14 protein-coding genes are annotated in these 14720 nt (G+C 69.4%); 8 read left to right on the plus strand and 6 right to left on the minus strand.

Annotation, left to right across the window (positions count from 1 at the left end; all coding sequences use genetic code 11):
* Positions 1-51: 51 nt before the first annotated feature.
* Positions 52-1092 carry an alpha/beta hydrolase gene (locus G6N48_RS07560; protein ID WP_232066565.1) on the minus strand — a complete coding sequence of 347 codons (1041 nt, stop codon included), beginning with the start codon at positions 1090-1092 and terminating at the stop codon, positions 52-54.
* Positions 1093-1253: 161 nt separating this feature from the next.
* Here G6N48_RS07560 and G6N48_RS07565 point away from each other — a divergent pair, with 161 nt between their 5' ends.
* Positions 1254-2099 (plus strand): SDR family NAD(P)-dependent oxidoreductase, encoded by an 846-nt coding sequence (locus G6N48_RS07565; protein WP_085271520.1) that lies wholly within the window; start codon positions 1254-1256, stop codon positions 2097-2099.
* 98 nt (positions 2100-2197) lie between these two features.
* Here G6N48_RS07565 and G6N48_RS07570 read toward each other — a convergent pair whose 3' ends face one another.
* The 5 genes from G6N48_RS07570 to G6N48_RS07590 form a co-directional block, all read right to left on the minus strand.
* On the minus strand, positions 2198-2575 hold the full coding sequence (locus G6N48_RS07570; RefSeq protein ID WP_139825995.1) for a hypothetical protein: 378 nt from the start codon (positions 2573-2575) through the stop codon (positions 2198-2200).
* A 70-nt stretch (positions 2576-2645) separates the two neighbouring features.
* Positions 2646-3107, minus strand: coding sequence for a DUF1003 domain-containing protein (locus G6N48_RS07575; protein WP_085271522.1), 462 nt, complete (start codon positions 3105-3107; stop codon positions 2646-2648).
* A gap of 10 nt (positions 3108-3117) precedes the next feature.
* The gene (locus G6N48_RS07580) at positions 3118-5316 is read right to left on the minus strand and encodes a molybdopterin-dependent oxidoreductase (RefSeq protein WP_085271523.1); all 2199 of its coding nucleotides are present in this window, start codon (positions 5314-5316) and stop codon (positions 3118-3120) included.
* 180 nt (positions 5317-5496) lie between these two features.
* Complete coding sequence (gene mbp1, locus G6N48_RS07585) at positions 5497-5736, minus strand: microaggregate-binding protein 1 (RefSeq protein ID WP_085271524.1); 240 nt, start codon at positions 5734-5736, stop codon at positions 5497-5499.
* A 138-nt stretch (positions 5737-5874) separates the two neighbouring features.
* Positions 5875-6693, minus strand: a complete 819-nt coding sequence (locus G6N48_RS07590) for a transglutaminase-like domain-containing protein (protein ID WP_085271525.1) — start codon at positions 6691-6693, stop codon at positions 5875-5877.
* Positions 6694-6811: 118 nt separating this feature from the next.
* Between G6N48_RS07590 and G6N48_RS07595 the strand changes: the two genes are divergently transcribed.
* The 7 genes from G6N48_RS07595 (at position 6812) to G6N48_RS07625 (ending at position 14648) form a co-directional block, all read left to right on the plus strand.
* Complete coding sequence (locus G6N48_RS07595; RefSeq protein ID WP_085271526.1) at positions 6812-7258, plus strand: nuclear transport factor 2 family protein; 447 nt, start codon at positions 6812-6814, stop codon at positions 7256-7258.
* Between the two features lie 300 nt (positions 7259-7558).
* Positions 7559-8962, plus strand: a complete 1404-nt coding sequence (locus tag G6N48_RS07600; RefSeq protein WP_085271527.1) for a WS/DGAT/MGAT family O-acyltransferase — start codon at positions 7559-7561, stop codon at positions 8960-8962.
* A 48-nt stretch (positions 8963-9010) separates the two neighbouring features.
* On the plus strand, positions 9011-9898 hold the full coding sequence (locus G6N48_RS07605) for an alpha/beta fold hydrolase (RefSeq protein WP_179969857.1): 888 nt from the start codon (positions 9011-9013) through the stop codon (positions 9896-9898).
* A gap of 220 nt (positions 9899-10118) precedes the next feature.
* Positions 10119-11303, plus strand: coding sequence for an acyl-CoA dehydrogenase family protein (locus G6N48_RS07610; protein WP_085271528.1), 1185 nt, complete (start codon positions 10119-10121; stop codon positions 11301-11303).
* A gap of 11 nt (positions 11304-11314) precedes the next feature.
* Positions 11315-12223 carry a biphenyl-2,3-diol 1,2-dioxygenase gene (bphC, locus tag G6N48_RS07615; RefSeq protein ID WP_085271529.1) on the plus strand — a complete coding sequence of 303 codons (909 nt, stop codon included), beginning with the start codon at positions 11315-11317 and terminating at the stop codon, positions 12221-12223.
* On the plus strand, positions 12220-13707 hold the full coding sequence (locus tag G6N48_RS07620) for an FAD-dependent oxidoreductase (RefSeq protein WP_085271530.1): 1488 nt from the start codon (positions 12220-12222) through the stop codon (positions 13705-13707). Before bphC ends, G6N48_RS07620 begins: the two co-directional genes overlap by 4 nt.
* 128 nt (positions 13708-13835) lie before the next feature.
* Complete coding sequence (locus tag G6N48_RS07625) at positions 13836-14648, plus strand: IclR family transcriptional regulator (protein ID WP_085271531.1); 813 nt, start codon at positions 13836-13838, stop codon at positions 14646-14648.
* Positions 14649-14720 lie beyond the last annotated feature (72 nt).

Genomic DNA, 14720 nt, shown 5'->3' on the forward strand with positions numbered 1-14720 from the left:
AGTGCGACGGTGCCGAGCCCGAAACGCGCTGTGCAGCAGCGCTATTCGCCACTAGACCGCCGCGGGGGTCGCGTCTATCTGCTGGCGCCATGCCGCGCTCCGCCGGGCGCTGCGGGTCGCGCCCGCCGCGTCGGTGACCTCCTTGATGAAGTCCCCGATGTACCGGATGGCTCGCCGGCCCTCCGGCAAGATGTCGGCCGCCAGCGGGAAGTCGTGAATCTGCCCGTCCCACAGGTGCAGATCGCAGCGGACTCCGCTGCCCTCCAGACGCTCGGCCATCAGCTCGGCGTCGGCCAGCAACAACTCGTCGGAGCTCGCGTGGATGGTGACGGGCGGCAGCACCGACAGGTCGGCGTCCACCGGCGAGGCCACCTCGGTGGCCGAACTCTTCCGCGCTCCGACCACGTGTGCCCTGCTCAGGTACTCCGCGAACATCGTGAACGCGCCGCGGGTGAACATGGAGCACTTGCGCGCGTTGCGGTGGGTGAGCTTGCGGGCCGGATCGGCGTCGGTGAACGGGGAGACGGCCGCGATGCCGGCCGGGTTCATGATGCGGCCGCGGATGGCCAGCAGCGCGGTCATGAACGCCAGGTATCCCCCGGCGGAGTCGCCGGCGATGACGACACGATCGCCGTCGAAGCCACGCTGCCGCAGCCAGTTGAGCCCGTCCAGCCCGTCGTCGATCGCGTCGGCGATCTGATGTGTGGGCAGCTTTCGGTAGCCGATGGTGAGCACGGCCGCGTCGGCCGCCTCAGACAGCCTGGTCACCAACGAGCGGTGGGTGTTGAGCCCACACGTGACGAAGGCCCCGCCGTGCAGGTAGAGGATCGCCCGGTCGGCCGATACGCCCGGCGCGCGCACCCATTCGGCATCGCAGTGCTGCAGCCGCACGGGCTCGATGTGTGCGGAGCCCCCGAAGTGGGGTATCAGTCCGGCCAGGGTGTCGACGTACTCGAAAGGCCAGTGCAGGTTGGGCTGGAAGGCCCACGCGCGCACCGCGTTCTTCACGAGCAGTCGGCTGGCCAGCGCCACCGCGACGGACTGCGGGCTGTGACGGTGATGAACGCGCCGCTGCAACGTTTCGCTGGCCAACTGTCGACTCCGTTCCTCGCGCCATTGCGATCAAGTTCAGATTCTTTACCCGCCCCATCAGGTGCAAAACCACGCGGTCCGCTGCGGCAAATGTGGCCTTTCTCACGTTTGGGCCCCGAAAGCGGTGCTGACGTGCGGCCGAGTGGCCCAAGATATGAGCGATGAGGGACGTCCCCAACGCCGAGGCGCTGCTTTCCGGCCGGGTCGCGGTGGTTACCGGCGGCGGGGGCGGCATCGGCGCGGCCACCGCGCGACTGTTCGCCCGGCAGGGCGCTCACGTCGTCATCGCCGATGTCGACGCCGAACTCGCCGGACGGACCGTCGAGCACATCGCGGCGTCCGGCGGTTCGGCGCTGGCGGCGATCGTCGACGTTCGCGATCGCGACCAGGTGACCGGGTGGGCCCGCTCCGTGCTGGATCGCTACGGCCGGGTCGACGTGCTGGTCAACAACGTCGGGCACTGGCTGCGCCACCCGGGCAACTTCGCCGACACCGATCCCCAGCTGTGGGACGAGCTCTACCGGATCAACCTGCACCATGTCTTCGTCGTCACGCACGCGTTCCTGCCGGCGATGATCCGTGCGCGCGCCGGAGCGATCGTCAACGTCTCGTCCGTCGAGGGGCTGCGCGGCTACCCCGAAGACCCGGTCTATGCCGCGTTCAAAGCCGCCGTCATCCACTTCACCCGCAGCCTCGCGGTCCAGGTGGGGCGTGACGGCGTGCGGGTGAACGCGGTCGCGCCCGACGTCACGGAATCCCTGCAGGTCCCCTACTCGCGCTGGCTGTCGGCCGAGGAGCAGTCCCAGTGGCCGCAATGGGTGCCCGTCGGGCGGATGGGGGTGCCCGAGGACCAGGCCCGGGTGATCCTGTTCCTGGCCTGCGACCAGTCGGCGTTCGTCACCGGCCACACCATTCCCACGGACGGCGGCACCGGCGCCGCGGGCGGATGGTTCCGCTCGCCGCGCCGGCCCGACCGGGAGTGGACCAACCGGCCGATCGCGCCGTGACCGCTCACCCTGGTCGTGTGGGCGAATCGCAGACCTGCGGTCGGTTGCGTTCGGTGCGCTCATGACCCCGCCCCCAAAAGTTCGATCCGGCCCCGCGGTCAGCTCCCGGGCACGTCCAGGTTGGCCTGCTGCTCGGTCAACAGCCCCTGCTGCTCGTCCTGCATGGCCTGCTGATTGGCCTGCTGCTCGGCCTCTTCGGCCTGCTGCTCGGCCTCTTGGGTCTGCTGCTGGTTGATCAGCTGCTGCTGCAGTTGGGCTTCGTCGTCGTCGTCGCCGTCGGTCGCAATGCCACCGGATCCGAGCAGATTCGGTGCTTCGGCGACCCGGTCGGCCAAGCTCACCGGGGCGACGATGTTGGCCGTGTCGCGCAGATCCGCGGCGTCGAGGAGCGCAAGCGTCGCGACGGTGGCGGCGCCTGCCAGAATTGCTTGACTCACCCTGATTCGCCGGCGCCGGGCGCCGAATTGTGCTGCCATCCCATGAATCTGCGCCGCGTTGCTAGCAGCAGACTGGTTGGCGGTTAGCCATTTGCTGTGAGCGCGGCGCTCAGGCCGGCCCGTGGAGCAGGCGCCGGTGCAGTTCCGTTGTGAGAAGGTGGATTTGGCGGGTAAGGTCGGTGTTGGTCTTGAGTTCCAGCTCCTGCGCCTCGAAGTCGTGATCGGCCTTGGCCTGCTGGAAGGCCGCTTGGCGGTTCTGGCCGATCATGACGAACGTCGACAGGAAGATGGCCTCCAGGGAGACCACCAAAGTCAATGTCGGCCAAGGGCTTTTCTCCAACAACAGCATCCACACGGCGAACAGCGCCGCGTGGATCCAGACGAAGTTCATCGAGCCGGCGAACGAGGTGATGCGGTCGGCCAGGCGAAGCTGAATCTTGTCGCTGCGCCTCCTGGCCTCCTCCAGCACGGCCGGGTGATGGCGTTGGCCGCTGCGCAGCAGGCGGTGCGGGATGAGCTGGGGTCGGGGACCGGACGGGTGCCGCTCGCCCTCGGAGCGCGGGGTTGTCATCGACCCATTGTCAGCTGATCGTCACCGGGATGCCATTGAGCGCGCCGTTGCCGGAGGGCTCGTCGAGAAAGGTCGGCGGGGACAGCACGTTGGTGTTGGCGCCGGGCCTGCCGTTGGCGACGGACATGCGGGTGCCCGGCTTGCCATGGCCCCAGCCGTGCGGCATCGAGACCACGCCGGGCTTGATCGCGTCGGTGACCTCGACGGGCACCCGGATCTCGCCGGCCTCGGATTTCACGGTGACCACGTCGCCGTCGGCGACCCCGCAGCCGGCGGCGTCATCGGGGTGGATCAGCAACGTGCAGCGGTCCCTTCCCTTCATCAGCGCGGGAACGTTGTGCAACCAGGTGTTGTTCGAGCGCAGGTGGCGGCGGCTCACCAGGACCAGCGGTTCGGGTGGGCGCTGCAGTCGCGCGGCGAGGCGGGGCAGGTCCTCGAGCAGGTATTGCGGGGCGAGGCGGACTTTCTTGTCCGGGGTGCCCAGAATGCAGGGCAGCTGCGAGACCATCGGCCCGAAGTCGATACCGTTCGGATTCGCCTTGAGCATGTCCAGCGTGAGCCCGCCCGGGTTCTCGCCGTACCGGTCCCCGAAGGGCCCGGTGCGCAGCGTCAGGTCGAGCATCCGCTCCGGGCCGCCGTGCTCGTAGAGGTTGCGGAGCTGCGCGCCGTCCATGCCGACGGTGAATGCCAGGTAGTCGAAGAAGCCGTCGTCGATCGCGGCGACGTCGACGTCCTCGGCGGGGGTGCCGGTGCACAAGCCGGTCAGCCGGATCAGGATCTCCCATTCGTGCGGGCGGTCACCCGGGTCGAACACCGGCGCCGAGTAGTTCGCAATGCTGTGGATCGCGAACAGCAGGATCAGGTCGTCGTGGTGTGGCTGTTCGAGCGGCGACAGCCCGGGCAGGATCACGTCGGCGTGCCGCGTGGTCTCGTTGAGCCAAAGGTCCACGGAGATCATCGCTTCCAGCATCGGAAGCGCCTCGTCGAGCTTGTCGCCGCCGGGCGTGGACAGCACCGGGTTGCCGGCGACCGTGATCAGCGCCTTGAGCTGACCGTCGCCCGGGGTGGCGATCTCCTCGGCCATGCACGACACCGGGGCCTGCCCGAGGACTTCCTTCGCGCCGCGCACGCGCGTGTGCCAGCGGCCGAATTCCGCCAGGCCGCCCTCCAGGCCGGGCAGCGGCTGCGTGGTGATCGACCAGGCCGTCGGCTTGGGAAACATAGCGCCACCCGGGGTGTCGAAATGCCCGGTGAGGATATTGATCACGTCCACCAGCCAGCTGGCCAGGCTGCCGAATTCCTGATTGCACAAGCCGATTCGGCCGTAAACCACCGATTTCTCGGTGCCGGCGAGTTCGCGGGCCAGGGTGCGGATGCGGTCCTCGTCGATGCCGGTGACGCCGCTCACCCGCTCCGGTGGCCAGTCCGCGGCGACCCGGCGCATGGTGTCGACGCCGTCGACGTGTGGCCCGGGACGGACCAGACCCTCGTCGAAAAGCGTGTGTGCGACGGCCAGCAGCAGCGCGGCGTCGGTGCCCGGCACGATCGGCAGCCACTCGTCGGCGCGGGCGGCGGTCGCGGTGCGCACCGGGTCGATCACGATCACCTTGCCGCGCTTTCGGATCCCGTCGATCAGGCCCATCACGTCCGGAGCGGCCAGCAGTGAGCCCTGCGACGCGGCGGGGTTGGCGCCCATGATCACGAGCAGGTCGGTGCGCTCGATGTCGGGCACCGGGAAGTTCCACCAGAGGCCGTACATCAGGTGCGACGACAGGTTCTTGGGCCACTGGTCGACCGTGCCCGGCGAGTAGGTGACCGGCATCCCGGACATGCCCATCAGCACGCCCGCGTACCGCGCCAGCGAGAAGGAATGTGCCAGCGGGTTACCGGTATAGGCCGTGACCGCGCCGATCCCGTACTTCTCGATCACGGGCGCCAGCAATTCGGTGCACCGCCGGAAGGCCGCATCCCAGCCGACTTCCTGCCAGTGACCGTCGACCTTGATCATGGGACGCCGGATGCGGTCCGGGTCGTCGTGCACCGCGGCCAGCGAAACGCCCTTGGGGCACAGGTGCCCGCGGCTCCACACGTCGTCGGGGTTGCCGCGGATGCGAGTGACCCTGCCGCCTTCGACGTGAATCTCCAAGCCGCACATGGCTTCACAGAGCGGGCAGGTTCGCAGATGCTTGCCGTCGGCACCGGGCTTCATCCGCCCACCTTATTCCGCTACCGGCGGTAGCGGAAGGAGTGAAGCGCCCGCGGTCACGGCGGGTGCGCCGCGACGGCGTCGGGTGGACCTGGGCGGCGGCGCCCGGTATCGGCAAGGCCGCGCGCGACTGACACGGCCGTGGCCCGGTCCGTTCCCGGACCGGGCCACCAACGCCGGTTGTTACTTCTGCTGCTCGGCCTTCTCGCGGGCCTCGTTGACCTCGGCCGCCTCGCGCGCGCTCTCGGCCTCGGCCTCCTTCTTGCCCGCCTCGCGCTGCGCGTCGGCCTTGTCCTGCTGCGCCTGACCCTCGCGGAGCAGGTCCTCGCGCCCGGTCACCGCGCCGGCGACCTCTTTGGCCTTGCCCTTGACTCCCTCTACCAGTCCCTCGACCGCTTCTTGCGGGCCGCTCTTCTCCGACATGCGTCCTCCATCCGTATGGTGCACCGCGCCGTGTGGCACACCGAGCGGCGCAACCGCTCGCTTCACGCGTATTGCCCCCCTTGCGGCGCCCCGAAACCCGATCGCCGCGTCGCGTCGACCACACCGGTCCGCCCGAGGTCAGCGCAGGCTCACCAGCTGGTGGACCGAGTCCTTGGGCAGTTCGCCGTCCACCACCGCGGTGATGGTCGTGCTGTTGAGCGTGATGGCGCCCTTGTGGTTGTCCAGGAAGGCCGTGTCGGCGGCGTCCCGGCCGGTGGCGATGCGGAGCATCGACTGCCGGGGCGACAGACAGGTCGCGTCCACGACGCGCCACTCGCCGTCGACGAACGCCTCGGCCACCGCATGAAAGTCCATCGGCTGGCAGCCCGGCGCGTACACCGCGGCCAGGCGGGCCGGCACGCTGAGGGCACGCAGCAGGGCGATCACCAGGTGGGCGTAGTCGCGGCAGACGCCCGCGCCGGCCAGCAACGTGTCGGTGGCGCCGTCGATCGGGTCGCTGGACCCGGGGACGTAGTCCAGGCGCGTCCCCACCCAGGACGACACCTCCTCGAGCAGCTTCACCGAGGTGCTGCACGTGCCGAATTCGGTTGCGGCGAAACCGAAGAACTTGTCTGCTTCGGCGTAGCGGCTCGGCCGCAGATAGGTGATCAAGTCGATGTCGCGCACCGGTTCGACGTCTGCCTCCCCCGACACCGTCGCCCAGTAGGACAGGGCCACCGTGCCCACGTCGGCGTGCAGCGTGTGGATGCGGGTGCCGTGCTTCCCGATGATCTCGCGGGCCTCGATCTCGGTGCCGTCCCGGGTGATCGCCAACGACTCGACGACCTCGAGGCCCGACTGCCGGGCCACCGCGACCTGGAACTCCAGAGTCGTCGGCTCGGTGACCTCGACCTCGATTTGCGCGCCGACGTTGCGCTTGAGATCGCTTGTGATGATGTGCCCCCGTCTCGTTGCCGCGAACCGGACCCCGCTGGCCGGTGCCTACGCTAGTAATCCAACACAAGGAACCGTCGTTGCGCAGCGCGACCGGCGGCCGGGATCAGGAGTCACGACGATGCAGACCTGGGAACTGATCGCCCGGGAACAGATCCGGGACACACTGGCGCGGTACAACTGGTCGGGCGACGCCGGCCGGCTCGACGAGTTGGCGGCGACGTTCAGCGCCGACGGCGTTCTCGAGGTGCGCGGCCGGGATTCGCTGCGGGGGCGGCCGGCGATCGCGGCGTTCCTCGGCGGCGTCGCGGGAGGCCTGGCCGCCGCGGCCGGCGACCCCGGCATCAAGCCCGTCGTCCGGCACAACCTCACCAACGTGCTGTTCACCGCTCTCACCCCGGCGCGGGCGCAGGTCTGTTCCTACTTCACCGTGGTGACCCACGTCGGCCTCGACCATTTCGGGCGCTACCGCGACATTCTGGTGCCGGGAGGCCAGACGTGGCTGATCAAGCACCGCAAGGTCACGACGGACTGGGCGGCCGAAACCTCGGCACTGGCCCGGCCCTGACCCGGCCCTCACCCGGCCCTTACAGCGGCCGCCCGTAGACGTGAGACCCTGCGCCGCAACCTAACTGGCCGCGTGCGGCCCGCCGTCTCACGACGTCCCGGCGAGTTGTCGCGCGGATGAATATCGTGAGGTGCGCGTGGCGGCGGACCTCAGCATGTTTGCCGAGGCCCGCGTAACGGCTACAGGTAGAGACATACCAGTAAACGACGGCCGCCCAGTTCATTCGGCCCGCGGGTTGCCGTAACTGACCACCGGTCACCAGTGACCAGCGGTCATAGTGACGCAAACGAAATGAGCGGTATGCAACGCCTTAGTGGATTAGACGCATTCTTCCTGTACCTGGAACGACCGACGCAGCCGCTCAATGTTTGCTGCGTGATGGAGATCGACCCGGCCACCATGCCCGGCGGGTACACATTCGACCGGTTCTGTGAGGTGCTGGCCGCACGAGTGGACGGCGTGCCGGAGTTCCGGCTCAAGCTGGCCGACAACGAGCTCAACTTCGACCACCCGGTGTGGGTGGACGACGACCAGTTCGACCTCGCGCGCCATCTGCATCGAGTCGGCCTGCCGCCGCCCGCGGGCCGCAGGGAGTTGGCGGAGATCTGCGGGCACATCGCCGGGCTGACGCTCGATCGCGACCATCCCCTGTGGGAGATGTGGGTGATCGAGGGTCTGCACGGCGGCGACGCGATCGCCGTCGTGCTCAAGGCCCACCACGCGCTGGTCGACGGAGTCGGCGGGGCCAACCTGCTGGCGCAGTTGTGCAGCACCGATTCGGGCGCGCCAGCGCCGGCGCCGGCACCCCGCATGGGCGCGGCGAATCCCCTCAAGATCGCCGCCTACGGAATGATCGGCGCCGCGCTGCGGCCGTGGCGAGTCGCGAAAGTTCTGCCGGCGACGGTCGCGACGGTGGCCGAGACGATCCTTCGCGCGCGCGGCGGGCGGCACACGATGGCCGCCCCGTTCGCGGCGCCGCCGACCGCGTTCAACGGTTCGTTCAGCCGCCGTCGCAACGTCGCGCTGGCCGACCTCGACCTCGAGGAGGTCAAGACGGTCAAGAACCGGTTGGGGGTGACCGTCAACGACGTGGTGACGGCCCTGTGCGCGGGCGCGTTGCGGCAGTTCCTTCAGAATCGGGGCGAATTGCCGGACCGGCCGATGGTGGCCAGCGTGCCGGTGTCGGTGCACGGCAAGTCCGGCCGGCCCGGTCGCAACCACACGACATGGATGCTGTGCCGGCTCGACACCCACCTCGGGGATCCTGCCGAGCGGCTCCGCAGCATCGCCGACGGGAACACCGCCGCCAAAGAGCACGCCGCCGCGATGGGCCCCACCCTGCTGCAGGACTGGACTCAGGTGGCGGGGCAGACCATGTTCGGGGCGGCGATGAAGCTGCTGCCCCGGATCCCCCTGCCGGAGAGCCCGCCCCACAACATGGTCCTGTCCAACGTGCCCGGACCACAGGACCAGCTCTACTTCATGGGCTGCCGGGTCGACGGGATGTACCCGCTGGGCCCCATCATCGCGGGCGCCGGACTCAACGTGACCGTCATGTCGCTCAACGGCCGACTCGGCATCGGCATCGTGTCGTGCCCGGACCTGGTGGCCGACCTGTGGGATCTCGCGGAGGCTTTCCCCGCGGCGCTCAAGGAGCTGCTGAACTGCAGCGAATCCGCTGGGCACCCGGCCCGGTCCCGGTGAGCGGAACCCCGCCCCGCGCCGCGGCGGCGGCATGGCAGGGTGACATACGTGACCCACTCATCGGAACCGTCCGCCGTCGCCGAGCGGGACGTGCGCGAAATCGACACCGCCAAAGGCACTTTGCGCTATTACGACTGCGGCCCCCACGCGCGCCCGGTGCTGCTGTTCCTGCACGGCTCGGGTCCCGGCGTCACCGGCTGGCGCAACTTCCGCGGGGTGCTGCCCACGTTCGCCGAGCACTTCCGTTGCCTGATCCTGGAATTCCCCGGCTTCGGGGTCAGCGACGACTTCGGCGGGCACCCGATGGTGGACGCGTTCGGTGCCGTTTCGCCGTTGCTGGACGCGCTCGACGTCGAGCGGGTGCACATCGTCGGCAACTCGATGGGCGGCGGGGTGGGCATCAACTTCGCCACCCGCAACCCGGACCGCGTCGGCCGGTTGGTGACGATCGGTGGCGTCGGCACCAACATCTTCAGCCCGAGCCCAAGTGAGGGCATCCGCCTGCTGCAGGAGTTCGTCGAGGATCCGACCCGGCAGCGGCTCGTCGACTGGCTGAAATCCATGGTGTACGACCAGGCCCTGATCACCGACGAACTCATCGACGAACGCTGGCAGCTGGCGACCGATCCGGACACGCTGGCCGCGGCACGCCGCATGTACGGCAAGGCGGCGTTCTCCGCGATGAACGCCGCGATGGCCGCCTCCGATCGGCCGCAGCCGTGGGCGGTCATGCACAAGCTGACGGCGCCGACCCTGCTGACCTGGGGCCGAGACGACCGGGTGAGCCCGCCCGACATGGCGCTCCTCCCGATGCGCACCATCCCCCACGCGGAACTGCACATCTTCCCCAACTCGGGGCACTGGGCCATGATCGAGGCCAGGGAGGCATTCGAGAGCACCGTGCTCGCGTTCCTGTCCCGGGGCCGCCAAGACTAGAACGCGCGCAGGGCTGACCACCGACCCGGTGGGGCGATCGAAGGCCTGAAAGCAGTTGGCGCGGGTGCGGATTCGCCCGTCGCCGATCGGGTGGTCCGTGGGGATCAGCAGGCCGGCGGCGCCGCTTTTCGGTTATTTCGGCCCGCTCACCGGGATCACCCTTGGCTCGGCACCGCCGTCGGTACACCATTAGTAGGCCGACACACGTAAGGACAACCACATGAGCGAGCGCGTCATCGACCAAGTAATGGCTCTGGCGGATCAGTTGCGCGACCAGGCCGAGGAGGCCGAGCGCATCGGGCGGCTCACCGACGACACGGTCAAGCTGATGAAATCGGCCGGATTGATCCGGCTGCTGCAGACCCGACAATACCAGGGTTTCGAGGTTCATCCCCGCGAGTTCGCCGAGACGACGATGGCCACCGCCGCGCTGGATCCCGCGGCCGGCTGGATCGTCGGCGTGGTGGGCGTGCACCCCTATCAATTGGCCTACGCCGATCCCAGGGTGGCCGCCGAGATCTGGGCCGACGATGTCGACACCTGGATGGCCTCCCCCTATGCGCCGCAGGGCGTGGCCAGGCCGGTCGACGGCGGTTACCTCTTCAGCGGGCGGTGGCAATTCAGCTCGGGCACCGACCACTGCGACTGGATCATCTTGGGAGCGATGCTCGGCGACGAGATGGGCGTGCCGCTGATGCCGCCGCAGATGCTGCACATGATCTTGCCGCGCAAGGACTACGAGATCGTCGAGGACTCCTGGAATGTGGTGGGGCTTCGCGGAACGGGCTCCAAGGATGTGATCGTCTCCGAGGCGTTCGTCCCGGCCTATCGGACGATGGATGCGACGAAGGTGATGGACGGCACGGCCCAACGTGAGGCGGGCATGACCGAACCGCTGTATCTGATGCCCTGGTCCACCATGTTCCCGTTGGGCATCTCGGCGGCGACCATCGGCATCGCCGAGGGGGCGCTGGCCGCGCATCTGGACTATCAGCGGGCGCGCGTGGGCGCCACCGGAACCGCGATCAAGGACGATCCGTACGTGATGCACGCCATCGGCGAGGCGGCGGCCGATATCAACGCCGCCCGCCAGGAGCTGCTGACCAACGCCGACCGCATCTACGACATGGTCGCCGCCGGCAAGGAGGTGTCCTTCGCCGACCGGGCGGCCGGCCGGCGCACCCAGATTCGCGCGGTGTGGCGTGCGGTGGCCGCCGTCGACGAGATCTTTGCCCGGTCCGGCGGCAACGCCGCGCGGATGGACAAGCCGCTACAGCGGTATTGGCGCGACGCGCACGTCGGCCAGCTGCACGCCATCCACGTCCCGGGCACCACCTACCACGCGTCGGCGCTCAGTTCGCTCGGCATCGAGCCGGCCGAGGGTCCGCTGCGGGCGCTGATCTGAAAGGCTCGACCGTGACCGATCTGAAAAGCCTTGGCTACATCACTATTTCAACCAGCGACATCGACCGGTGGCGCCGGTTCGCCTTCGGCGTCCTCGGCTTCGCGGAGGGCAAGGGTCCGGACCCGTCGGCGCTGTACCTGCGAATGGACGAGCGTGCCGCGCGGTTGATCGTGGTGCCGGGCGAGACCGATCGGGTGCTCACCGTCGGCTGGGAGGTCCGCGACCACCCGGCACTACAGCGCGTCAAGGCGGCCCTCGACGGCGCCGGTACGGCCTTCAAGCAGCTGTCCGTCGACGAGGCCGAGGCGCGCCGCGTCGAAGAGGTGATCACCTTCGAGGACCCGGCCGGTACCGCGGTCGAGGTGTTCCACGGCGCGGTGCTCGACCACAGCCCGGTCGTCACGCCGTTCGGCGCGAGGTTCGTCACCGGCGACCAGGGCATGGGCCACGTCGTGGTGCCCGCCACGGACCCCAACGGATTGTTCGACTTCTACACCGAGGTCCTGGGTTTCCGCTCCCGCGGCGCGTTTCGGGTGCCGCTGCCCAAGGAGTTCGGCCCGGTGCGCGTTCGCTTCCTGGGGATCAACGAACGCCACCACAGCCTCGCGATCGTCCCGGCCGCTCACCAGCGCGACCCACGCCTGGTGCACATCATGGTCGAGGTCGACACCCTCGACGCGGTGGGCCGGGCCCTGGACCGCGTCAACGCCGAGGGCTTCCAGCTGTCGTCGACGCTCGGCCGACACACCAACGACAAGATGATCTCGTTCTACGTCCGCGCCCCCGGCGACTGGGACATCGAGTTCGGCACCGACGGAATGCGGGTCAACGAAACCTCCTACACCGCAGAGGAAATCACCGCCGACAGCTATTGGGGGCATCAGTGGGTCGGTGAGATGCCCGCGGCGATGCGGCTGTGATCTCCCAAGCGCCCGACCTCGACGTGGCGCCGGTGCCGGCCGCGTCGGTCACGTCCTGGGACGACGAGGCGGACGTCGTCATCGCCGGCTACGGGGTCGCGGGGGCGGCCGCCGCGGTCGAGGCGGCGCGCTGCGGCGCCGAGGTGCTGGTTCTCGAACGCACCGGGTCCTGGGGCGGCGCGGCCGCGATGGCGGGCGGCTTCATCTACCTGGGCGGTGGCACCGCGTTGCAAAAGGCCTGCGGCTTCGACGATTCCGTCGACAACATGGCGGCGTTCCTCAACGTGGCGATGGGCCCCGGCGCCGACGAGGAGCGGATCGCCGATTACTGCGCCGGCAGCGTCGCCCACTTCGACTGGCTGGTGGGGTGCGGGGTGCGGTTCAAAGCGGAGTTCTTCGCCGAGCCCGGCTGGGAGCCGATGGGCGACGAAGGGCTGATGTACAGCGGCGGCGAGAACTCCCACCCGTTCAACACGATCGCGGATCCCGCCCCGCGCGGGCACGTGCCGCAGATGCAGAACAAGAAGCAGGGCGAGGCGAGCGCCGGGTACATGCTGATGAAACCGCTCGTCGAGTGCGCGGCCGCGGCCGGGGCGCGGGCGCTCTACGATGTGCGGGCGCAAAGCCTGATCGTGGAGTCCGACGGCCGGGTCGCGGGCATCCGCGCCCGCCGGTACGGCACCCGGATGTCGATTCGGGCCCGCAGCGGCGTGGTGCTCGCGACGGGCAGCTTCGCCTACAACGACTCGATGGTGGCGCGTTTCGCCCCGCGGATCGCCGGGCGTCCGGCCGCGTCGATCGAGCAGCACGACGGCCAGGCGATCCGGATGGCCCAGGCGCTGGGCGCCGATCTGGCCCACATGGACGCCACCGAGGTCGCCATCTTCATCGACCCCCAGCAGCTGGTGCGCGGCATCCTGGTCAACGGCCGCGGCCAGCGCTACGTCGCCGAGGACACCTACCCCGGCCGAATCGGGCAGCTCACGCTGTACCACCAGGACAACACCGCCTACCTGATCATCGACGGCGACGCCCAGGACGAGGCGATGGCGTCCCGGTCACCCAAGTTCATGCTGCGCCCGGCCACCTGGGTGGCCGACACCGTCGCCGACCTGGAACGGGACACCGGCCTGGCGCCCGGTTCACTGCAGGCGACCGTGGCCGCCTACAACCAGGGCGCCGCCCACGGCGAGGATCCGCTGCTGCACAAGAAGAAGCAGTGGCTGCGGCCGATCGGCTCCCCGCTCGGCGCCATCGACCTGCGGGAAAGTACGGGCGGCTTCACGCTGGGTGGGCTGGCCACGACGCTGGACGCCGAGGTGCTGCACGTCAGCGGCGAACCGATTCCGGGGCTTTTCGCCGCGGGACGCTCGACGGCCGGGCTGGCCGCCTGGGGATACGCCAGCGGGGTCTCGCTGGGCGATGGCAGTTTCTACGGTCGCCGCGCCGGCCGGTCCGCTGCCCGTTGTGCGCAGCGCGCGTAAGCGACGCCGAAAACTCGCCGCTGCCTTACTCTCGCCGCTTTGCTGCTATACAGCGGCCGAACCCTGTGCTAAACAGATATTCCTAACAGTAATATGTCGGCCAGATATACGGGTTCTGGAGGATACCGATGGCATCGACGGCCGAACCCGCCACCCCCACGGCCGTCATCGATCGCATCTCGCTGGTCCTCGACGCTTTCGACGGCCCGGGACGGCTGACCCTGGCCCAGATCGTCCGACGCACCGGCCTGCCCCGGTCGTCGGCGCACCGGCTGCTCGAGCGCCTGGTCCAACTGCGCTGGCTGCGGCGCAGCGGCCGCGACTACGAGCTCGGTATCCGGCTCGTGGAGCTGGGGTCGCTCGCCGTGCACCAGGACCGCCTGGTCCGCGCGGCGGGTCCGCTGCTGGGCGAACTGCACCGCGCGACCGGCCTCGTGGTCCACCTCGCGGTGCTCGACGGCCCCGACGTCGTCTACCTCGACAAGATCGGCGGCGACCAGCGCGTCCCCACGCGGGTGGGCGGCCGGCAACCCGCGCACTGCACCGCCGTCGGCAAGGCGATCCTGGCCTACCGCGAGCACGACGGGGAGGTCGACCTGCGGGTGCGCAAGACCCGGTACTCGGTCTCGAGCTGCGCCCAGCTGGCGGTCGAGCTGGCCAGGGTGCGCGCGCACGGCGTCGCGTTCGAGCGCGAAGAGTCGCTGCTCGGGTTCGGCTGCGTGGGCGCGCCGATCGGAAGCCTGAGCGCAGACGGCGGGGTGGTGGCCGCGGTGTCGGTGTGCGGACCGATGAGTCGCATGACGTTCGACCAACGGCTGGCCGCGCCGGTGCGCATGACGGCGATGGGCATCTGGCGCAACGCCGAGGGCGACTGCGTCGCGCCGACGCTGCAGCCGTTGCGGCCCCTGCGGCCCTTGCGTCCCTCCGTGCGGTACGCCTGACCGCACCTGAGCCACGCGCCAGCCGGACAGCGCGCTCGTAGCGGATGCGTATTTCGTCCGAGTGACGTCCTC

Source organism: Mycobacterium parmense (assembly GCF_010730575.1).
Classification (GTDB): Bacteria; Actinomycetota; Actinomycetes; order Mycobacteriales; family Mycobacteriaceae; genus Mycobacterium; species Mycobacterium parmense.